At 65.7% G+C, this 21,887-nt stretch carries 17 protein-coding genes; 11 read left to right on the top strand and 6 right to left on the bottom strand.

Going from position 1 to position 21,887, the window contains the following annotated elements; genetic code table 11:
- Positions 1-189: 189 nt before the first annotated feature.
- Positions 190-1,143, bottom strand: coding sequence for a hypothetical protein (locus tag QPK29_RS19370; protein WP_056136834.1), 954 nt, complete (start codon positions 1,141-1,143; stop codon positions 190-192).
- Between the two features lie 293 nt (positions 1,144-1,436).
- On the opposite strand from QPK29_RS19370, the gene QPK29_RS19365 reads away from it, so the two are divergent.
- The 8 genes from QPK29_RS19365 to QPK29_RS19330 all read left to right on the top strand — a co-directional run bounded on the left by QPK29_RS19365 (position 1,437) and on the right by QPK29_RS19330 (position 10,312).
- Positions 1,437-1,679: a KGG domain-containing protein gene (locus QPK29_RS19365; protein WP_052170513.1), complete on the top strand. Its 243-nt coding sequence runs from the start codon at positions 1,437-1,439 to the stop codon at positions 1,677-1,679.
- Positions 1,680-1,834: 155 nt separating this feature from the next.
- A complete protein-coding gene (locus QPK29_RS19360) occupies positions 1,835-2,236 on the top strand; it encodes a hypothetical protein (RefSeq protein WP_229412077.1) in 402 nt (133 codons plus the stop codon).
- Between the two features lie 86 nt (positions 2,237-2,322).
- Positions 2,323-3,447 (top strand): M14 family metallopeptidase, encoded by a 1,125-nt coding sequence (locus QPK29_RS19355; protein WP_371770786.1) that lies wholly within the window; start codon positions 2,323-2,325, stop codon positions 3,445-3,447.
- A gap of 1 nt (position 3,448) precedes the next feature.
- Complete coding sequence (locus tag QPK29_RS19350) at positions 3,449-3,925, top strand: CYTH domain-containing protein (protein ID WP_371770785.1); 477 nt, start codon at positions 3,449-3,451, stop codon at positions 3,923-3,925.
- Positions 3,922-5,088: a serine hydrolase domain-containing protein gene (locus QPK29_RS19345; RefSeq protein WP_371770784.1), complete on the top strand. Its 1,167-nt coding sequence runs from the start codon at positions 3,922-3,924 to the stop codon at positions 5,086-5,088. Before QPK29_RS19350 ends, QPK29_RS19345 begins: the two co-directional genes overlap by 4 nt.
- A 107-nt stretch (positions 5,089-5,195) precedes the next feature.
- Positions 5,196-6,353, top strand: a complete 1,158-nt coding sequence (locus QPK29_RS19340) for an acyltransferase family protein (RefSeq protein ID WP_371770783.1) — start codon at positions 5,196-5,198, stop codon at positions 6,351-6,353.
- A gap of 78 nt (positions 6,354-6,431) precedes the next feature.
- Complete coding sequence (locus QPK29_RS19335; RefSeq protein WP_371770782.1) at positions 6,432-8,138, top strand: FAD-dependent oxidoreductase; 1,707 nt, start codon at positions 6,432-6,434, stop codon at positions 8,136-8,138.
- 116 nt (positions 8,139-8,254) lie between these two features.
- The gene (locus tag QPK29_RS19330; RefSeq protein ID WP_371770781.1) at positions 8,255-10,312 is read left to right on the top strand and encodes a tetratricopeptide repeat-containing diguanylate cyclase; all 2,058 of its coding nucleotides are present in this window, start codon (positions 8,255-8,257) and stop codon (positions 10,310-10,312) included.
- A 311-nt stretch (positions 10,313-10,623) separates the two neighbouring features.
- Here the strand turns inward: QPK29_RS19330 and QPK29_RS19325 are convergent, their stop codons facing one another.
- The gene (locus tag QPK29_RS19325) at positions 10,624-11,877 is read right to left on the bottom strand and encodes a DUF2863 family protein (RefSeq protein WP_371770780.1); all 1,254 of its coding nucleotides are present in this window, start codon (positions 11,875-11,877) and stop codon (positions 10,624-10,626) included.
- A 275-nt stretch (positions 11,878-12,152) separates the two neighbouring features.
- On the opposite strand from QPK29_RS19325, the gene QPK29_RS19320 reads away from it, so the two are divergent.
- Positions 12,153-14,453 (top strand): TonB-dependent receptor, encoded by a 2,301-nt coding sequence (locus tag QPK29_RS19320; protein ID WP_371770779.1) that lies wholly within the window; start codon positions 12,153-12,155, stop codon positions 14,451-14,453.
- Positions 14,454-14,455: 2 nt separating this feature from the next.
- Positions 14,456-15,133: a Fe2+-dependent dioxygenase gene (locus QPK29_RS19315; protein WP_371770778.1), complete on the top strand. Its 678-nt coding sequence runs from the start codon at positions 14,456-14,458 to the stop codon at positions 15,131-15,133.
- A gap of 123 nt (positions 15,134-15,256) precedes the next feature.
- On the opposite strand, the gene acnA is transcribed toward QPK29_RS19315, so the two are convergent.
- The 4 genes from acnA to QPK29_RS19295 all read right to left on the bottom strand — a co-directional run bounded on the left by acnA (position 15,257) and on the right by QPK29_RS19295 (position 20,553).
- Positions 15,257-17,965: an aconitate hydratase AcnA gene (gene acnA / locus QPK29_RS19310; RefSeq protein WP_371770777.1), complete on the bottom strand. Its 2,709-nt coding sequence runs from the start codon at positions 17,963-17,965 to the stop codon at positions 15,257-15,259.
- A 42-nt stretch (positions 17,966-18,007) separates the two neighbouring features.
- Positions 18,008-18,304: a hypothetical protein gene (locus tag QPK29_RS19305; RefSeq protein ID WP_371770776.1), complete on the bottom strand. Its 297-nt coding sequence runs from the start codon at positions 18,302-18,304 to the stop codon at positions 18,008-18,010.
- A gap of 215 nt (positions 18,305-18,519) precedes the next feature.
- Positions 18,520-19,509: an HpcH/HpaI aldolase/citrate lyase family protein gene (locus tag QPK29_RS19300; RefSeq protein WP_371770775.1), complete on the bottom strand. Its 990-nt coding sequence runs from the start codon at positions 19,507-19,509 to the stop codon at positions 18,520-18,522.
- Between the two features lie 51 nt (positions 19,510-19,560).
- Complete coding sequence (locus tag QPK29_RS19295; protein ID WP_056136855.1) at positions 19,561-20,553, bottom strand: malate dehydrogenase; 993 nt, start codon at positions 20,551-20,553, stop codon at positions 19,561-19,563.
- A gap of 263 nt (positions 20,554-20,816) precedes the next feature.
- Between QPK29_RS19295 and QPK29_RS19290 the strand changes: the two genes are divergently transcribed.
- Positions 20,817-21,614: a GntR family transcriptional regulator gene (locus tag QPK29_RS19290; protein ID WP_371770887.1), complete on the top strand. Its 798-nt coding sequence runs from the start codon at positions 20,817-20,819 to the stop codon at positions 21,612-21,614.
- Positions 21,615-21,887: the final 273 nt, after the last annotated feature.

The following is a 21,887-nucleotide window of genomic DNA, read 5'->3' as shown; positions in this document are numbered from 1 at the left end:
TGGCTGCGGCACTGGCGGCGGCACTGGCGGTGGCACTGGCGGCGGCACTAAGCTCGTGTGCAATCCCGTTCTGGTTTGGCATGCTTCGCTCGCGGTCTGGCAATGTGACAGGTTCGACCGCGAGCGAAATGGCTGGGTTCCGGGACTAGCCCGGCGCTTGAATCTGGATCAAGAACAGGGGAGGACGCTTCAGGGCTTACGCTTGAAGCCGGTATCGTCGTCCATGTTGTCGTCGCCGTGCAGCTTGTTGGCGAAGCCGGGGCTGCGCGGGTAGCCGCCGGCGGCATCGTTCGACTTGTGCACCGCCGGCCCGCCTGCCGAGGCCGTGGAACCGGTCTGCGAGCCCTGGCGGTCCGTGCTGTCCGCGCCCGTGTTGCCCGGCGAGCGCGGCAGGCCGCCGGCCACGTCGTTCGACTGGTGCACGCCGCCCACGTCCGAGTTCTGGTTCGACATCGAGCGCGAGCCGGCCACGTCCAGCTGCGTGTTGCCGCGCTGGGCTTCATGGCCGCCGGCCGCGCCCGGTCCCGGCATGCCGCCGCCCTGCGTGGCGCCCGATGCCGACTGGCGGTTGCCCATCGAGCCGCGCGGCGGCTGTGACGGCAGTTCGCTGCGCGGGCCGTGCATGCCGCCGCCCTGCGTGTGCGTGGATGCCTGCAGGTTGCCGCGCGAGTCGGACAGGGAGCCACCCTGAAGGTCGGGCTGCCGGGCGCTTTGCGAGGGCAGGTTGCCCCGCACGACGTCCCGGTGCATGTCGCGCTGCTGGTTCAGATCGACCCCCGAGTCTTTCGGACGGTGTCCGACAGCCTGTTCCAGCAAGCCGTAGGCACCGGACTTCTGTTCCATTTGGCGCTGGTGGCTGTCCGTGATGCCCTGCACGGCACCGGAGCCGCCGTTGATCTGGTTGTCCATCGAGCCGCCGGGAATGCCGGCATCCTCGCCGTACTCGCGGCCGCCCACGCCACCCTGGCCGCCCATGATGTCGCGCTGCTGGTTGCCCTGCTGCTGTACGCCGGTGCCTTGCGGATACGTGTGGTCGAGCGGCTGGCCGCGGTCGGCGCTGGCGCCCTCGGACCCGGGCGTCCATTTTTCGTTGGCGCCGTTGTTCGTCTGGTTGTTCGCTTCGCTGCGTTGGTTCGCGTCCATGGTCGTCTCCTTTCGATCTGGAATTGAGATAATGCGCGTCCAGGAGCGACTTCAGTATAGGAAGACGTTGCGGTTATATGTAGGACGATTACCGACGAGTTATTTACGACTGGAAGTAGTGTTTCGAGAGTGAATTTTCTGTGTCACATTGTCCTACAAAGTCATCTGAAATGCTCCTATAGTCTCATCTGGAAGGCATGCCTAAGATGTTTTCCGACCGAGCGCTCATCCGATGGCATCGGCAGGCCTGCCGCGGGACGCGGCGGTTTCAACTGCAACGAGGAGAGAACATCATGGCATCCAGCAATCAAGGCAACAAACAAAGCGGCGGCACCAAGAACCGCGGTTTCGCATCGATGGATCCGGAGCGTCAGCGCCAGATCGCCAGCGAGGGTGGCAAGGCCGCGCACCAGAAGGGCACCGCCCACGAGTTCACCTCGGAAGAGGCACGTCGCGCAGGCAGCATGAGCCATGGCAACCGCCAGTCGGCTTCGGGCTCGTCGTCGCGCAGCTCGTCCAAGGGCAACAAGCAGTAGTGTTGCGCAGGCGGGACGGTGGCGGCGCCGTCCCGTTGCCACGGATTCCACACGGGGAGCGCAGGCTCCCCGTTTTGCATTTCTTTAACACAATTCTCAAATGGGATGCGGTAGAATCCTCGGGCTTTCAACCACTTAGCCCATAGGAATTCGTCGTGAAATCAGCGGTCATCCGTCAAGTCAAGAGCATGTCCATGTCGTGCGACCGGGTCGGCAACCTGTTGTTGACCAAGTTTTCCGCACACGGCGCGAGCGACGTCGCCGTCTTCGTGCCGGCATCGGTCGTGTTCTGGCTCCTCAAGCACCTGCCGGTGAACCAGGACCCGAACCTGCAGCCGCCGCCGGCCGGCCCGCAGATCACCCAGTGGGACTGGGATCATCCGAACATTCCGCGTGCGTTCACCGTGCAGTGCAAGGTCTTGCCGGGCAAGATCAGCATGACGTACAACCTCGACCGCAAACCGGACCTCACCGTCGTCCTCGACCGCAGCAACGTCGAGCTGATGCGCCAGATCATGCTGGCCTACAGCAAGGACCTGATCGACCTCGACGCGTAAGTCGAAGCGCCCGGCCGTCAGTGATGGCCGGCGGGCGTGGGCTCGGCTATCATGCGGTCTTTGACCGTTATTCGAGGACCCCGCCCATGCCCATCAAGATCAGCCAGCTGTTCGATTCCGGTGCGATCGACGTCGTCCAGGCCACCGACCCGCGCCAGATCGACCTCAAGCTGCGCAAGGATTCTTCAGCCGACATCCACCAGTGGTTCCACTTCCGCCTGCAGGGCGCGCGCGGCCAGGCCTGCACGATCCGCTTCCTGAACGCGGGCCAGGCGACGTATCCGAAGGGCTTCGAGGGCTACCAGGTGGCGGCCAGCTACGACACCGAGAACTGGTTCCGGGTGCCGACGTCCTTCGACGGCCAGGTCATGACCGTCAACCACACCCCCGAGCTGGACAGCATTTATTACGCCTATTTCGAGCCCTACACCTGGGAGCGCCACCTGCGCCTGCTCGGTGAAGTGGCGGAAAACCCGATCGCGCGCGTGCACGACATCGGCACGACCGTCGACGGCCGCGACATGAACCTCGTCGTGGTCGGCAATCCGCAGGCCGAGAAGAAGATCTGGGTGATCGCGCGCCAGCATCCGGGCGAGACGATGGCCGAGTGGTTCGTCGAGGGCATGATGGATGCGCTGCTCGACAATTCGAACCCGATCTCGCGCAAGCTGCTGCAGCGCGCCGTGTTCTACATCGTGCCGAACATGAATCCGGACGGTTCCGTCCGCGGCAACCTGCGCACGAATGCGGCCGGCGCCAACCTGAACCGCGAGTGGATGACGCCGTCGCCCGAGCGCAGCCCGGAAGTGCTGTGCGTGAAGAACAAGATCCACGAGGCGGGCGTCGACATGTTCTTCGACATCCACGGCGACGAGGCGCTGCCGTACAACTTCGTGGCGGGCAGCGAGATGCTGGAAGATTTCACGCCGGAGCGCCTGGCCGCCCAGAACGCGTTCATCGAGCGCTACATGGCCGCCAGCCCCGACTTCCAGAATGTCTACGGCTATGCCGCGAGCAAGTACAACGAAGAACTGCTGACCCTGGCCTCGAAGTACATCGGCCACACGTTCAAATGCCTGTCGCTGACCCTGGAGATGCCGTTCAAGGACAACGCCAACCTGCCCGACCCGTACGTCGGCTGGAACGGCGCGCGCAGCGCCGCGCTGGGTGCCGCGATGCTGCAGCCGATCCTGCAATCGCTGGACGACTGACATGGGTGTCGAGATCGAACGCAAGTTCCTGCTGGCCAGTGAGGGCTGGCGCGGGCAGGGCATCCCGACGCGCATGCGCCAGGGCTACCTCGTGGCGGATGCCGTGCGGACCGTGCGCGTGCGCATCGAGGGCGAGCGGGCCGTCATCACCATCAAGGGAAAAAGCACGGGCGCGTCGCGCGGCGAATGGGAATACGAGATCCCCATGGCGGACGCGACGGAGCTGCTCGACGGCCTGTGCGAGCAGCCGCAGGTGGAGAAGATCCGCCACCGCATCGAGCATGCGGGCCACACGTGGGAAGTGGACGAATTCCTCGGCCTGAATGCCGGGCTCGTCGTTGCGGAGATCGAGCTCGATGCCGAGGATGAAGCGTTCGAGAAGCCGGACTGGATCGGCCAGGAAGTCACGGGCGAGAAGCGCTATTACAACTCCAGCCTGATCCGGATGCCGTACGCGCAGTGGCAGGATAAGCCGTGAGGCGGCGCGCGCTCCTCGCGCTGACCTTGTCCGCGACAGCGCTGGCCGGTGCTTCCACGGCGGCCGCCACGCTGCCGAAGCCCAAAGCGGAGCCGTCGTACTTTCCGCCGGCCGGCGCGTGGGCCCACAAGACGCCGGGCCAGCTGGGCATCGACGCCGCCAGGCTGCGCGACGCCGTCGCGTACGCGCAGGCGCACGAGACCGAGCGGGCCCGCGACTTTTCCGACCAGCGACAGACGTTCGGCGAGCCGCTCGGTTCGCTGCCGTCGAAACGCGCGCCAACGAACGGCGTCGTCATCTACAAGGGCTATGTCGTGGCGGAATTCGGCGACACGCACTTCGTCGACCCGACGTATTCCGTCGCGAAGAGCATGCTGTCGACGGTCGCCGGCGTCGCCCTGCGCGACGGCCGGATCGCGGACCTCGACCAGCCCGTCGCCGCGACCGTGAAGGATGGCGGCTACGACTCGCCGCACAATGCCCGCGTCACGTGGAAGCACCACCTGCAGCAGGAATCCGAGTGGGAAGGCAGCATGTGGGGCAAGAACGCGGACTTTGTCGGCCACGACGCGTTCGGTGCGGGCGAGCGCAAGCCGCGCACATTCCAGGATTCGGGCACGTTCTACGAATACAACGACGTGCGCATCAACCGCTTCGCGCTGTCGCTGCTGCGCGTGTTCGGCAGGCCCGTCCCGGACGTGTTGCAGGACGAGGTCATGGACCCCATCGGCGCGTCGCACCAATGGAAGTGGGTGCCGTACACCAATAGCTACGTTGACATGAACGGCAAGCTCGTGGCCTCCGTCAGCGGCGGCACGCGCTGGGGCGGCGGCATGTGGATCGATTCGTGGGACATGGCGCGCTTCGGCTATTTGTGGCTGCGCCAGGGCAATTGGAACGGCCGCCAGATCGTGCCCAAGGACTATGTGAAGGCGGCACTGACGCCCAGCGCGCACGGGCCCGACTACGGCTATCTGTGGTGGCTGAACACGACGGGCAAGAACCTGCCTGGGCTGCCGCCGACGGCGTTCGCGGCGCTGGGCGCCGGCAGCAACGACATCGTGGTGTCGCCCGACCATGATCTCGTGATCGTGTGGCGCTGGCATGCGGGCAATCCGGCCGAGTTCGCCAAACGCGTGATCGCGGCGCTGCCGGTCCGGTAATCCGCCCGATACTGCCGTTTTTGTAGTTTTTGAGACGTTTTTTTTAGCAACTACAGGCCGGACCCGGCGAGAATCGGCCGCATCGATCACTTTGCGATGGGGACACGATGCGGGACGCCCGTACGACGATGGATTTGCCGGTGGCGCCGGACGCGCGGCATGCAGCGGCCCGGTATTACCGCCCCGAACTGGACGTGCTGCGCTTCATCGCGTTCCTGTTCGTGTTCATGACGCACCGCGCCGACCTGGCGCCCATCGACCAGGCGCGGCATCCGTGGTTCCATGCGTTCGCGCAGATCGGCGTGTATGGCGTGCCGGTGTTCTTTTTCCTGAGCGCCTTCCTGATCACCGAATTGCTGGAGCGGGAACGGAGCGCGACCGGCACCATCGACGTGCGCGCCTTTTATGTCAGGCGCATATTGCGGATCTGGCCCCTGTATTTCCTGGTCTTTTTCGGGCTCGTCCTGCTCAACCTGGTCTTGCCCGGCGCCGGCGCGGACTCGCCCGCCAAATGGCTGTTCTTCACGCTGTTTGCCGGGAACTGGTACATCACGTTCAACGGCTGGATCGAGTATCCCGTCAATCCGATGTGGAGCCTGTCGGTCGAGGAGCAGTTCTACATCGTCATCCCGTTCCTCGCCTCGCTCGGACGCCGCGCGCTCGTGGCGGTCAATGTCGCCGTGCTCGCCGTGTCGTACGGCGTGATCGTCTGGTATGCGCGCGGATTCACCACGCCGCCCGGCTTCAGCGGCCAATGGACCAACAGCTTCGTGCACTTCCAGTTCTTCGCGGGCGGCATGTTGCTGGCGCTGGCCTTGCGCGGCCGCCGGCCCGACTGGCATATCGCCGCGCGGGCCGGCCTGTGGAGCGCCGCCATCGCCGCCTGGCTGGTCGCGTCGGCCGTGTGCGGGATCAAGGCCGATTATCCCCAGTCGACCGTGACGGAAAGCCTGGCGGGCTGGGGCCTCGTGCTGGCCGGCGCCGCGCTCATGCTGGTCGCGACGCTCGGCACGCCGCAGCGGTTCCTGCCCGCGCCCCTGGTCTACCTCGGACGCATTTCGTACGGCCTCTACCTGACCCATATCTTTTTCTTCTGGCTCGTCTATGACAAATGCAAACCGTGGCTGGCCGGCCTCGGCGGCGACGTCGGCATGCTGCTCGCCTTTGCCGCGACGGTGGCCGTGGCCTCCGTGCTGTACCGGACGTTCGAAACGCCGTTCCTGCGGCTGAAACGGCGTTTCACGCGGGTGCCTTCGCGCGACTGATACCCCTGCATTTATCCAGTCCACTTCGCGCCCGAAGTGCGCTAGCATGCCGGCGTACCCCACCACAAGGCGCCGACCATGTCCGAACACGATCCCGAACTCATCTCCGCCAGCCTCGCGCCCGATTCCGAGGCGCGCGCCGCCATCGACCTGGCCACGCGCGGCCACCAGATCTATCCCGTCCTGGGCGCGGACGACATCCAGCGCCTGCGCCGCTTCGGCACGTGCCGCACGTGGCCGGACGGGGCCACCGTGTTCCGTGCCTGCGTGGATTCGCCGGGCATGGTCGTCGTGCTGGCGGGGCGGTTGTCGTGCAGCCGGACGGACGCGCTCGGCAACCGGGTCGAGGTCGTCGAATACGGACCCGGCCAGTTCAGCGGCGAAGTGGCCCAGCTCTCGGGCCGGCCGCCGCTCGCGGACGGCCTCGCGGTGGGCCGGCTGGAAGCCCTCGTGCTCGACGCGGAATGCCTGCGCGCCGTGATCGTGGCCGAGGCCGAACTGGGCGAGCGCCTGATGCGCGCGTTCATCCTGCGCCGCGTGCAGCTCATCAACAACAAGCCGGGCGGCCCCATCCTGATCGGGCCGAACGCGCACGCGGGGCTGTTCGAGCTCGAGAATTTCCTGTCGCGCAATGCCTACCCGTACACGCGGCGCGACCCGGCCACGGACCCGGAAGCGGCCCAGCTCGTCCGCGAGCACTGGCGCAACGAGTCCGACTGGCCGCTCGTCGCGCTGCCGGACGGCTTCGTGCTGAAGAACCCGACCCTGGCCGAGGTCGGCCGCTGTCTCGGCACCTTGCCCCGCATCGAGCGCGGGACGGTGTTCGATGTGCTGGTCGTGGGCGCCGGTCCGTCCGGCCTCGCGACGGCCGTGTACGCCGCTTCCGACGGCCTGCGCGTGATGGTGCTGGACCAGCGTTCCTATGGCGGCCAGGCCGGCGCCAGCGCCCGCATCGAGAACTTCCTCGGCTTCCCGACCGGGATCTCCGGCCGCGCGCTCGCGGGCCGCTCGTACGTGCAGGCCGTGAAATTCGGCGCCGAGGTCGCGATCCCCGCGCCGGCCACGCGCCTGCTGTGCCACGAGCGGCCGCTGAAGGTGGAAATGGATGACGGCACCTGTCTGCAGGCCAAGGCCGTCGTGCTGGCGTCGGGCGCGCGCTACCGCAAGCCGGACCTGCCCAACCTGGCGCAGTTCGAAGGCCGCGGCGTGTACTACTGGGCGTCGCCCGTGGAAGCGCGGCTGTGCCGCAACGAAGCCGTCATGCTCGTGGGCGGGGGCAATTCGGCCGGGCAGGCCGCGGTCTTCCTCGCGGCGCATGCGTCCGAGGTGCACATGCTGGTACGCCGGGGGCTGGAGGCGACGATGTCGAGCTACCTGATCGAGCGCATCGCGGCCACGCCCAACATCCATGTGCACACGCGGCGCGAGATCGCCGCGCTGGAAGGCGACGACAACGGCCTGACGGGCGTGCGCTGCCGCAGCATCGACGGCGACGACGAGCGGTCGTTCGCCGTGCGCCGGTTGTTCCTGTTCATCGGCGCCGATCCGAACAGCGACTGGCTGCACGAATGCGGCGTCGAACTGGACGACAAGGGCTTCGTGCTGACGGGCGCCGACACACGCCCGGAACACGGCGCCCGCTCGCTGGAGACGAGCGTCGACGGCGTGTTTGCCGTGGGCGACCTGCGGGCCGGCTCGACCAAGCGCGTGGCCGCGGCGGCGGGCGAGGGGGCGGCGGCCGTGTCGCAGATCCACGGGTATCTGGCGACATTGGCCGAGCGCTGACGGTTGCAACCCGCGGCGCATGGCGAAGACAAGGTTGAGTTGAACCTTCTAGATGACAGCAGGCATAATGCGCCGGCAAGCGGCCGACCGTCCTTCGGCCCAGCCCGAGGAGTGCAATGGCCTTTTCCGTACTGTCATCATCCAGCATGCGCGCCGTGTGCGTCGCCGCGGTCTTGCTGTGCCCGCTCGTGGCCCATGGCGACGAGGCACAGGCACGCCGCCTGCGCGACATCGGCGCCATGGCCCGCTTCGTGCCGGACGAAGCGTCGCGCCGGCTGCGCGCGATGGAATGGGAAATGGCCACCGCCCCCGCGGCGCTGCGGACGGACTTCCTGTACCACTACAGCACCGCCGAGCGCGGCATCGGCGACCTGACGCATGCGCTGACCCTGGCCGACCAGCTCGTCACGTATGGCCGGCGCAACCATGACAACGTCGCCCTGGCGAAAGGCCTGATCGGGCGCGCCAACACGCTCTATTTGCGGGAAGAACTGGCCGCGTCGCACGCCACGGCGTTCGAGGCGGAACGGGTCGCCCTGGCGACGGACGACGTCCCGACCAAGGTGCTGGCGACGATCGCCGCCGGGCAATCGTTCCAGGAGGAGGGTAATTATCCGGAGGCGCTGGCGAAACTGCATGCCGCCATCGACATGGCACGCCACGTCAAGGACGACGCCGCCCCGCTGGCCAGTGCGCTGCACACGCTGGTGCAGCTGTTTTTGAACACGGGCGATTTCGACAAGGGATGGGCGGCGCAACGGGAAGCGCTGGCCGTGGCCAGGCAGATGGCCTCCCCGGGCTATATCGCGACGGCGCTGGCCGACGAGTTCGCGCTGGCCGTCGAGCAGAAAGCGTTCGCGCGGGCCCGGCATGCCCTGTTCGAGGAACTCGCCCTCGAACGCAGCATCGGCGCCCGCCAGATGGTGGCGACCACGCTCGTCAACCTGTCGGATTGCTACCTGAAGGAGGGCCGGTTCCGCGAGGCCCAGACCTATGCCGCGCAGGCGCTGGAGGCCGCCCTCGACGCCAGGAGCAACAACGACGTCGCCACGGCCCGCGTCAACCTGGGCCAGGCGCTGCTCGGGCAAGGCCACCTGGCCGACGGCAAGCGGCAGGTCGAAGCCGGCCTCGCGACCTATGAAAAACAGGGCGACAAGCCCGAACTGCTGGCGGTGCTGCGCGAGTATGGTTACGCGCTGGAGCATGCCGGCGACTACAAGGGCGCCGTCGACGCGTACAACCGCGAGCGCAAGCTGTCGAGCGAGATCTTCGACGAGCAGCGCCAGAAGGCGCTGATGGAGCTGCAGCAGAAGTACGAGGCCGAGAACAAGCAGCGCCGGATCGACGCCCTGCGCCAGGAGAACCGGGCCACGAAGGCGGAGCTGGACAACCGCCGCCTGCATCAACGCATCTGGTGGATGCTCGCCATCGTCTTCGGGCTGGCGTCGGTGGTCGTCGGCCTGCTGTACCGGAAAGTGCGCCGCGCCAACGCCGAGCTGGAAGAGAAGAACCAGCAATTGAAGCGGCAGGGCGCGCTCGATCCGCTCACGCTGCTGTACAACCGCCGCCACTTCCAGGAATTCATGGGCCGGACCGGCACCGAGCGGCGCGCGGGCGGCGACGGGACCGTGGGTGCCCTGTTCCTGCTGGACGTCGACCGGTTCAAGGACATCAACGACACGCTGGGCCATGCGGCCGGCGACGCCGTCCTGAAGACCGTTGCGCACAACCTGCGCCTGGCACTCCGCGAGACCGACATGATCGTGCGCTGGGGCGGCGAGGAATTTCTCGTGTTCGTGCCGTCGGTCGCGCGCGACGGCCTGGACGAGGTGGCGCTGCGCATCCTGCACGGCATCTCGTCGCAAGCCGCCGAGCACCGGGGGACGCGCGTTCCGGTCAGCGTATCCGTCGGGTTCGCGCCGGTTCCAGTGGCGCTCGGCGGTACGGCGCTGACCTGGGAACAGGTCGTCAACCTCGCGGACATGGCCTTGTACCAGGCCAAGGCGCGCGGCCGCAACTGCGCGTGCGGCGTGCTCGGCTTTCCCGACGGCGCCCCGGCGACGCTGGAGCCGATCGAGCGCGACCTGGAAGAGGCCTGGCGCCAGGGATGGGTCGACCTGTCGGTGGTGCCGGGCGACGTTGAATACACGATGGCGGTGCGGTCGCGCGCGTGACCTTCAGCCGCCCGGCAGGTCGCGCTCGAGTTCGGCGACCTGCGCGAGCCAGCGCGCGACGACGTCGAGCTCGTCCGGCGTGAACCCGGCCGTCAGGCGCGCGTTCAAGTCCTGCAGCACGGCGTGGGCCTGGCGGCTCGCGTCCTGTGCCTGCGTGCCAAGAACCGGGGTCAGAGCCCGGTTTTAATCAATTTCCTCGAGGCTTAACAAGTTTGCCTTATGGATCTTGCCAAAAAAAGGGCTCTGACCCCGGTTTTCAAAAACAAAACCCGGCACGGGGCCGGGTCTTGTGGTTGAGGCGATGCCGCGCGTTAGTGGAAGTGCTCGTTCCCCGCCGGCGTGTCTTCCGGCATTTCGGCATGGACGAGTTCGCCGCTCGGGTCGGCGAACAGCGGTGCGCCGCAGTCGTCGCAATACTCCGCGACATAGCGTTCGCCGATGCGCTTGACGTGCGTGATGCCGACCTCGTTCAGGTGCTTGACGATCTCGTCCAGCGGCGCGAGCGGGCGGTCGCCGCCGCCGGCCGGGCCTTCCATCGGCGTGCCCTCCTCGTCTTCCTGGCCGTACAGGGGCCAGACGATGCCGTAGACGACGTCCGGCGACTGGCGCAAGGTGAAGCCGACGCGGTATTCGTCGACCTGGCTGTCGTTGACTTCGTCACCGAAGCCGGCCACGACCGCGCGCAGGTCGTTCGGTTCGACTCCCAGCGTGTTGGTCAGGTAGTGGACGGCGGCGCGGATCGATACCGGCCGGATCAGTTTATCGGCCTCGCGGCACGCGACGTAATACGCTTCCGGCAGCAGCAGCTCGACGCCGCAGCCCGGCAGCAGGCGCGCGATGTTCGGACCGGCCTGGGCGCGCCATTGCTCGAGGCAGTTCTCGCGCTCGGCTTCGAAGTTGATGTGGTGCTGCGGTTCCTGCCAGCGGAACAGCGGGGCGCCCACCGGGGCCACGACGGCCGCGAGCAGGTAGCGCGTGTCGGCCAGGAATTGCGACGTGTCCGGGCCGGGCGCGGCCGGCTTCACCGTCGAGCCCTTGTGGGCGGCGGCGGCGAGCTTGTGCGTCAGGGAATAGGTCTCGGCATGGGTGCGCGGCAGCTGGTCGATCGAGTACAAGGTCGGCGCGATGGCCACCTTCGTGTTGTCGGCCAGCAGGTGCGCGGAGAAGTGCGCCGTCAGCGTGGTCAGGATGTCGCCGGGGATCGTGCCGGACGCGATCGAGAAACGGGTCCAGGCCAGGATCGGCGCAGCCACGAGCAGCACCTGCCACGTGGCCTCGGTACCGTCCTTGGCCTGCTCGGTCATCGTCGAGGACTCGCTGACCGCCTCGACGCCGTCCATCAGCACGTCGTAGACCGCGAGGTCGCCCTTGAACAGGACGTTGAGGGCGGCGTCGATGCTGTCCTGGTGGTTCGTCTTGAGCAGCTTCTGCAGCTGCGTGTCGAGGTTGCGTTCCCAGGTCCGTTCTTCAATGCGGCTGGCGGCCTGCACGATGGCGTTGCTGATGCTGATGAGACGCTGGCTTTCTGCCGAAAGTTTGGGTGAGTCTTTGGAAGGGCGACGCATACGCTTGAGGAGTCTCTTCAGTAAGGTGATTCGTATTCTTGGTTGACATCTCGGGTCATGATAAACCCTTATCCCCGACATTGTAGTTGATTCGCCCACACCCCAGTAACACGACGGCAAGATTGCCGGCGTCGCATTCCTGCCTCACCCCCGTATTTATTGGCCTTCGCGCTTGCTAAAAGTACTAATCAGAATCATAATGCGAATCGTTCTCATTCATGTTCCTGCTACCTACGGCGCAGCGAGACGCCCGGCAGGGCGCAATCCCCCACACCATGACCACCAACAAAAACAACACCCGGAATTCCTTCATTACCAGCCGCAAGCATGCCCGCACGTTGCCGACCCCGGCACTGGCCATGCTCGCGTCGCTGGCGCTGCCCGCCGTTGCCCATGCCGGTCCGGACGTCACCCCGGATCCGACGATCCCGAGCGTCCAGGTGACGGGCGCCAACCAGCAGCCCACGTCGGCCAACACCAAATTCACCGCGCCGCTGCTCGACACGCCGAAATCCGTCACGATCGTGCCGGCCGAGGTCATCGCGCAGACGGGTGCCACGTCGCTGACGGATGCGCTGCGCACCGTGCCCGGCATCACCATCGGCGCGGCCGAAGGCGGCAACCCGGTCGGCGACAACATGTTCATCCGCGGCTACAACGCCCAGACGGACACGTACATCGACGGCATCCGCGACGCCGGTTCGCAGTCGCGCGAGATCTTCGCCGTGGACCAGGTCGAAGTCGTGAAGGGCCCGAACTCGGCGCTGGGCGGCCGTTCGTCGGCCGGCGGCGGCGTCAACCTGATCACGAAGACGGCGCAGTCGTATGACTTCAACCATGCCAGCATCGGCCTCGGCACGGACAAATACCGCCGCGTCACGGGCGACTTCAACCGCAACATCGGCAGCAACAGCGCGTTCCGCCTGAACGTGATGGCGCACGAGAACGACGTGCCGGGCCGCGACGTCGTCGGCGGCAACCGCTACGGCGTGGCGCCGACCGTGACGTTCGGCCTGACCGGTCCCACGCGCGCCATCGTCAGCGTCTACCACCTGACCTCGCACGAAATCCCGGACACGGGCATCCCGTTCAACAACCCGGTCACGACCGGCGCCAACGTGTCGAAGAACGGCAACGGCACCCCGTTCAACGTCGACCGCTCGACGTTCTACGGCCTCGCCAACCGCGACTTCCGCGACACGAAGAGCGACATCGCGACGATCGACCTGCGCCACGAACTCGCCAACGGCATCCTGCTCCGCAACGTCACGCGCTACGGCAAGTCGAACAACGACTACGTGTGGACCCAGCCGGACGATTCGAAGGGCAACACGGTCCTGTACGGCACCGTCTGGCGCCGCGCCAACACCCGCGCGACCGAGACCCGCACGGCGTCGAACGTGTCGAGCATCTCGGGCAAGTTCGACACGGCCGCCATCAGGCATGCGTACAACGCGGGCATCGAGTTCGACCGCGAGACGACCGACCGCGCCGCCTACGTCTTCACGCCGGGCACGAACAACCCGCTGACGGGCACGTTCACCTGCCCGACGTCGGGCGCCGCCACGCTGTACAACTGCACGACGCTCGTCGACCCGAATCCGTACGATTCGTGGGTCTATACCCGCGCCGTGTCGGGCGCGCTGACGCACGTGAACACGAAGACGAAGGCGGCCTACGCGTTCGACACCATCGAATTCAACCCGCAATGGCAAGTGAACCTGGGCGCGCGCTACGACGACTTCCAGACCACGCTGAACACGCTGGCGACGTCGTCGACGGCGGCCGTGGCGGCGCACGTCGACAGCACCTTCTGGAGCTGGCAGACGGGCCTCGTCTACAAGCCGGCGTCGAACGGCAGCATCTACCTGGCGTACGCGACCTCGGCGACCCCGCCGGGCAATGACGGCGGCGACGGCCTGGACGCGCTGACGGTGGCCGTGCAGAACCTGCAGCCCCAGCGCAGCAAGAACTTCGAGCTGGGCACCAAGTGGGACGTGATGCCGGGCGGGCGCCTGTCGCTGACGGCGGCCGTCTTCAAGAGCACGATGAACAATGCCCGCGTGACGGCGCCGGACGGCACGACGCAGAACGTCGGCCGCAAGGAGATCAGGGGCGTCGAGCTGGGCTTCTCGGGCAAGCTGTCGTCGCAGTGGAGCGTGTTCGGCGGCTACACGTACCTGGACGCGGAAATCGCGGACAACGGCTACCTGAACGTCGGCACGACCGCGCAACCCGTGTACGTGGCCTCGCCGTACAGCGGCAACCGCTTCCCGACGACGCCGAAGCACTCGGCCTCGCTGTGGACGACGTACGCCGTCACGAAGGCGCTGACGTTCGGCATGGGCCTGAACTCGATGTCCATGGTGTACGCGAACGTCAACAACAACAAGTGGGCGCCGGGCTATACCCGCTTCGACGCGATGGCCAGCTATGCGCTGAACAAGGACGTCAGCCTGCAGCTGAACGTGCAGAACCTGACCGACAAGCTGTACTTCGACAAGGTCTCGTCGCCGCACTACGCGGGCGTGGGTCCGGGCCGCTCGGCCACCCTGTCGGCCAACGTCAAGTTCTAATCATGATGCTGCATATCCCAGGCGTGCTGACCGCGGACCAGGTGAAGGCCATGCGCGCGCGCCTGGATGCGACGGACTGGATCGACGGCCGCGCGAGCGTCGGGAGCCAGGGCGCGCAGGTCAAGCGCAACCGCCAGCTGGCGGAGGGTTCGCCGCTCGCGCTGGAGCTGGGACAGATCGTGAGCGCCGCGCTGATGGCGAACCCGCTGTTTTTCTCGGCGGTGCTGCCGTTGCGCATCCTGCCGCCGTTCTTCAACAGCTACGCGGGTGGGGAACACTACGGCCTGCACATCGACGGCGCCATCCGCGCGCAGCGGGGCGGGTCGCCCGTCCGCTCGGACGTGTCGTGCACCGTGTTCCTGAGCGATCCGGACGACTACGAGGGCGGTGAGCTGACGGTCGTCGACACGTACGGCACGCACGAGGTGAAGCTGCCGGCGGGCGATGCGATCGTCTATCCATCGTCCAGCGTGCACGAGGTGAAGCCGGTGACGCGCGGCGAGCGCGTGGCGTCGTTCCTGTGGGTGCAGAGCATGGTGCGCGACGACTGGAAACGGGCGATGCTACTGGAGCTGGACACCAACATCCAGGCCTTGCGCGCGAAGCATGGCGATGGCGCGGAGATGGTGGCGCTGACGGGGCATTATCACAACCTGTTGAGGATGTGGGCGGAGACATAGGGGTCAGACCCCGGTGTTGATGGTTGGGGTCTGACCCCGGTGTTCTGACGCAGTGCCACTTAGCACCGGGGTCAGAGCCCTAAAAGAAACACCGGGCTCTGCCCCCTGCGATGACCCCTAGGCTTAGGCAGCGAGAAGCTGACGCAGCACGAACGGCAGGATGCCGCCATGCTTGTAGTAATCCACTTCGATCGGCGTATCGATGCGCAGCAGGACCGAGGTCTCCTTGGTCGAGCCGTCGGCGCGGTGGATCACGAGGGTCGCCTGCATCTGCGGGCGGATCTCGCCTTCCAGGCCCTTCAGGTCATAGGTCTCGTTGCCGGTGATGCCCAGGGTGTCGACGCTGTCGTCGCCCAGGAACTGCAGCGGCAGCACGCCCATGCCGACCAGGTTCGAACGGTGGATGCGCTCGAACGAACGGGCGATCACGGCCTTCACGCCCAGCAGCTGGGTGCCTTTCGCCGCCCAGTCGCGCGAGGAGCCGGTGCCGTACTCTTCGCCCGCGAAGATCATCGTCGGGGTGCCTTCCGCGATGTACTTCATGGCCGCGTCGTAGATCGACAGCTGTTCGCCGCTCGGCTGGTGGATCGTGATGCCGCCTTCGACCGCGGAACCGTCGGCCTTCGGCGGGATCATCCTGTTCTTGATGCGGACGTTCGCGAACGTACCGCGCATCATGATCTCGTGGTTGCCGCGGCGCGAGCCGTACGAGTTGAAGTCGGCCTTGATGACGCCGTGGTCCTTCAGCCATTTACCGGCCGGACCGTCTTCCTTGATCGAACCGGCCGGGGAGATGTGGTCGGTGGTGATCGAGTCGCCGAACACGCCCAGCGCGCGCGCGTTGGCGATGCCGGCGGCGGCCGCTTTCGGGGTCATCTCGAAGTCGCCGAAGAACGGCGGCTCGGCGATGTAGGTCGACTCCGGCCAGTCGTAGACCTGGCCCGACACCGACGACACGGCTTCCCACAGCGCGCCCGGGTTGCCCTTGACGTCCGCGTAGTTGGCCTTGAAGACGTCCGAGTTCATCGCGAGCTTCATCAGGTCGTGGATCTCTTGCGAGGTCGGCCAGATGTCGCCCAGGTAGACGTCGACGCCGTCCGCACCCTTGCCGACCGGTTCCGTCATCAGGTCGCGCATGACGTTGCCGGCGATCGCATAGGCGACGACCAGCGGCGGCGAGGCCAGGAAGTTGGAGCGGATGTTCGGGTGGATGCGCGCTTCGAAGTTGCGGTTGCCCGACAGGACGGCGGCGGCGATGATGTCGTTCGACGTGATCGCGGCGTTCAGTTCCGGGGTCAGGTCGCCGGCGTTGCCGATGCAGGTGGTGCAGCCGTAGGCGGTCAGGCCGAAGCCCAGTTGCGTCAGGTACGGCAGCAGGCCGGCCGCTTCCAGGTAGTTGGTGACGACGCGCGATCCCGGCGCCAGCGACGACTTGATGTGCGGCGCGACGGTCAGGCCCTTCTCGACGGCCTTCTTGGCCAGCAGGCCCGCGGCCAGCATCACGCTCGGGTTCGACGTGTTGGTGCACGACGTGATCGCGGCGATCAGCACGTCGCCGTTCTTCACGCGCACGCCGTTGGTCGTCTCGTAGACCTTCGACAGGTCTTCCGGCGACTTGTTGAAGCCGTTTTCGCTCGTCGGCTTGGAGAACAGCTCGGTGAAGTTGTGCTTCACGTTGCCCAGTTCGATGCGGTCCTGCGGACGCTTCGGACCGGCGAGCGACGGGGTGACGGTCGACAGGTCCAGGTGCAGCACGCGGGTGTAGTCGATCTCGCCGTCCTTCGGGATGCCGAACAGTTGCTGGGCCTTGAAGTAGTTTTCGAAGGCGGCCAGCTCTTCTTCCGTGCGGCCGGTGCCGCGGAAGTAGTCGACGGTCTTGTCGTCGACCGGGAAGAAGCCCATCGTCGCGCCGTATTCCGGTGCCATGTTGCCGATGGTGGCGCGGTCGGTGGTCGACAGCGAGGCCGTGCCTTCGCCGAAGAATTCCACGAACTTGCCGACGACCTTCTCTTTACGCAGCATCTCGGTGATGGTCAGCACCAGGTCGGTCGCGGTGCAGCCTTCGCGCAGCACGCCGGTCAGGTTGACGCCGATGACGTCCGGGGTCAGGAAGTAGACCGGCTGGCCCAGCATGCCGGCTTCCGCCTCGATGCCGCCCACGCCCCAGCCGACGACGCCGACGCCGTTGATCATGGTGGTGTGCGAGTCGGTGCCGACCAGGGTGTCCGGGTAGTACATCGAACCGTTCTTCATCACGCCGCGCGCGAGGTATTCCAGGTTGACCTGGTGGACGATGCCGAAGCCCGGGGGCACGACGCCGAACGTGTCGAACGCCTGCATGCCCCACTTCATGAACTGGTAGCGCTCGTTATTGCGCTGGAACTCGATCTTCATGTTCAGGTCGAGCGCGTCCGGGGTACGGAAGTGGTCGATGGTGACCGAGTGGTCGACGACCAGGTCCACCGGGACGAGCGGCTCGATCTTCTTCGGATCGGCGCCGGTCTTGGCGGCCACGTTGCGCATCGCGGCCAGGTCGGCCAGCAGCGGCACGCCGGTGAAGTCCTGCAGGACGACGCGGGCGACGACGAACGGGATCTCTTCGGTGCGGGCGGCGGTCGGGCTCCAGTTCGCCAGCTGGCGGACGTGCTCTTCGGTCACCTTCTTGCCGTCGCAGTTGCGCAGCACGGATTCGAGGACGATACGGATCGACACCGGCAGGCGCGACAGGTTCACGCCCAGCGATTCGGCCAGGGCCGGCAGCGAGTGGAACTGGCCGGTCTGTCCGCCCGCGAGCGGGAATTCCTTCAGCGTATTCAACGTGTTCTGAGACATTAACTTCTCCTTTGTGGGGATGTTGTTGTTACCTGCAATCAATCAGCTCTTCGGTTCGGCCGGTGCCGAGGCCACGACCCGCGGCTTGGCCTGCTCCGCGTCCTTGCATTCGTTGGCCAGCTGGCGGCTCTGCTTCGAATCGAGCAGGATGCCCTTCGACGGGATGCCGATCCAGACCAGGCCCAGTTTCGCGTTCTCGTAGCGCTGCGCGCCCGTGGTCGTGCCCACCTTGTCCATGCGGCGCAGGTGGTTCTTCCAGCGCAGGGCGATGTGGCTGTCGTCCATCAGGTTGCGGTAGATGGTGACCTTGTTGTTCAACTCGCAAGAGTATTCGGCCATCGTCGTGTCGGTAACGTCCGGTTCGGGCTCGTTGTCGACGACTTCTTGCTTAGTGTCCTCTTTTTTCGCCTTTTTATGCTTGGAGGATTTTGCCTTTTGTTTCAGGACTTTGGTCGCTTTGGGATGGGTTTCGGCGGCAGTCGCCGTTGCGCAAAGACCGGCGGCCGCGAGCGCAAAGGCACAGGCGGCTGCGATTTGATTCAGAGTGATGGCCATCAGATGGATTCCGGTTGATTGACGAGTGCCGCCGCGGCATCCGGCAGCGCAAGGCCGGCCAGCTTCGCGCGCTGCAACACCGTCCAATAATATCGGTAGCTGGCGCGGTCGTGCAAGCGGCCACCGTGGGCAATCGGACCCCAGTCCTTCGCCATGGCCGCCGTCAGGATGCTCGTCGCGTCGTTCACCTCCGCGAGGCGCGGCGTGAATGCCTTGACGATCGGCTTGATCTGGTCGGGGTGGATGCTCCACATGCGCGTAAAGCCGAATTCGGCGGCGGCGCGCTGGGCGTCGTTGGCGACCACGGCGCTGTCCTTGATCTCGGTCGTCACATTATGCGAAGGGACTTTGTCATGCGCATGACATGCCGCAACCATCTCCAGCTTCGCCCGGACGACGAGGGGATGGGTAAATTGACCCGGCGTACGCATCGCGGCGGCCGGTACCGCGCCATAGTGGGCCGAGACGAAGTCCATGATGCCGAACGACAGGCTTTCGACCTGGGGCAGGGCGGCGATCGCGTACACGTCGTGCAGGGCGCCGTGCGTTTCGATCAGGACGTGCAGCGGCAGGAAGTCGCGGCCGGCGCGTGCAGCGGCCTGGTTGACGAGATCTTGCGCGCGCACCACGTCTTCCAGGCTGTTCGGCTTGGGCAGCACGACGTAGGCGAGGCGCTTGCCGGCGGCGCCGACGATGATCTCGACGTCCTGCGCGAAGTGGGGACTCCCGACGTCGTGCAGGCGGGCGCCGATGCGGTTGTAGCGGTTGTCGTCGCTGTCGATGAGCGCTGCGACGAGTTCGGCGTGGGCGCGCTCGCTACCGGCGCTGGCGCCGTCTTCGCAGTCGAAGGTGATGTCGAAAATGGGACCAAGCTCTTGTTGCAAGGCCATCGATTTGCGCATCAGCTTCTCGCTGCCGGCATAGTGGTCGCAGGCAGGGAGCAGCAGCGGCTGGCGTTGGCCCTGGAATAAAACCTCGGAAGGATGCATGGTGGTTCCGAAAAAAACGGCGGCGCGTCGATGCGCGCCGCCGTTGTGGAATTACTGGCCCAGCAGGTGAGCGACGCCTGCGCGCTCTTCGTTCAGTTCGTTCAGCGTCAGGTTGATGCGCTCTTGCGAGAACGCGTCGATTTCCAGGCCTTGCACGATCTTGTACTCGCCGTTTTCGGTGGTCACCGGGAAGCCGAAGACGATGCCTTCCGGAATGCCGTACGAACCGTCCGACGGCACGCCCATCGTGGTCCACTTGCCGTTGGTGCCCAGCACCCAGTCACGCACGTGGTCGATGGCGGCGTTGGCGGCCGAAGCAGCCGACGATGCGCCGCGCGCGTCGATGATGGCGGCGCCGCGCTTGCCGACGGTCGGCAGGAACGTGTTGGCGTTCCATTCCTGGTCGTTGATCAGGTCCTTGACCGACTTGCCGTTGACCGTGGCGAAACGGTAGTCGGCGTACATGGTCGGCGAGTGGTTGCCCCAGACGACCATCTTCTCGATGTCGCCGACGGCCGTGCCGGTCTTGGCGGCGACTTGCGACAGGGCGCGGTTGTGGTCCAGGCGCAGCATGGCGGTGAAGTTCTTGGCCGGCAGGTTCGGGGCCGATTTCATCGCGATGTGGGCGTTGGTGTTGGCCGGGTTGCCGACCACCAGGACTTTCACGTCGCGCGAGGCGACGGCGTCCAGCGCCTTGCCCTGCACCGTGAAGATCTGGGCGTTGGCTTCCAGCAGGTCTTTACGCTCCATGCCCGGGCCGCGCGGACGGGCGCCGACCAGCAGGGCGACGTCCGCATCCTTGAATGCGGTCATCGGGTCGCTGTGGGCGGTCATGCCGGCCAGCAGCGGGAATGCGCAGTCTTCCAGTTCCATCATGACGCCTTTCAGCGCCTTCTGTGCTTTTTCGTTGTCGATCTCGAGCAGCTGCAGAATGACCGGCTGGTCCTTGCCCAGCATGTCGCCGTTGGCGATGCGGAACAGCAGGGAATAGCCGATCTGGCCGGCCGCGCCGGTAACGGCAACGCGCTTAGGGGTTTTAGCCATGATGAATCTCCAAAGTGGGAAAGAAAAACGGGGCGACGCAGAAGGATACGCCAGTTTGGGAAAACTGCAATCATACCAAAAGGCCTACCCGCAAGCCGGGCGTGCGACGATTGCCGACAGGCGGGCGCCCACGCTCGATCGACCGCGAGTGTATGCCCGCACGATTCCATCTGTCAATTCATATCATATGTCTTATATAAGACACATAATCCGAGGGTTTCTCCACTGGACGGACAATGGGATTTATGAAAAAATCGATGTCTATGAACCCAGCCCCGTCCAATCCGAACAGCAATGGCGCCACGACTACGAGCGCCGGCAGCGCTGTCGGCGGCGTGGCGCCTTCCCCCACATTCTCTCCACTTTACCAGCAGATCAAGGCGCTGATCACGCAGAGCCTGCAGTCCGGCGAATGGAAACCGGGCGAGCTGATCCCCAGCGAAGTCGAGCTGGCCGGCCGCTACAAGGTCAGCCAGGGCACCGTGCGCAAGGCCATCGACGAGCTCGCCGCCGAGCACCTCGTCGTGCGCCGCCAGGGTAAAGGGACGTTCGTCGCCACCCACAACGAGGCGCGCGCCCACTTCCGTTTCCTCAAGCTGATGCCCGACGAGGGCGTCCCCCAGCATCTCGATCACGACTACCTCGAGGTCAAGCGCATCCGTGCGCCGGCCGAGGTGGCGCGCCTGCTCGAGCTGAAATCGGGCGACGCGGTCGTCTATATCAAACGGCTGATGAGCGACGGCGGCGCGCCGACTATCCTGGAAGAACTCTGGCTGCCGGGGCAATTGTTCAAGGGACTGACGGCGGAGCGCCTGGCGGAATACAAGGGACCGATGTATGGACTGTTCGAATCGGAATTCGGCACGCGCATGATCCGCGCGTCCGAAAAGATCCGGGCCGTGGCGGCCGACGCACCGACGGCGCAGGCGTTGAAAGTGCCGGAAGGAACGCCGCTGCTGTGCGCGGACCGGGTGTCGTTCACCTATGGAGACAAGGCGGTGGAGTTGCGGCGCGGGCTGTATCTGACCACGAAGCATCATTACCAAAACGAATTGTCGTGAATTGTTTTTGCGGCGGCTCTATGCTGCTGCATGAATCGCTTGCAGCGATTACAATGCCTTGATTTTGGGCAAGCGTCGAAGACCAAAATCGGCGTAGTCCGGGTGTCAATATAAATAAACGCTTTAAGGGAGGTGTTCCAATGTCCGAAGCCGTGAAGAACGCGCAAAAAAGAGGGCAGCCGATCCGTAATGTGAGCATTACGGACATCACGATGAACTACAAGCAGCCGCCGTCGGCCATCGTGTCGATCCTGCACCGTATCAGCGGCTTCG

It is taken from the genome of Massilia orientalis (assembly GCF_030411975.2).
In the GTDB taxonomy this organism is placed as follows: Bacteria; Pseudomonadota; Gammaproteobacteria; order Burkholderiales; family Burkholderiaceae_D; genus Telluria; species Telluria orientalis.
Note: the sequence above shows the minus strand (reverse complement) of the source record. Positions and strands in the feature narration are given on the sequence as shown.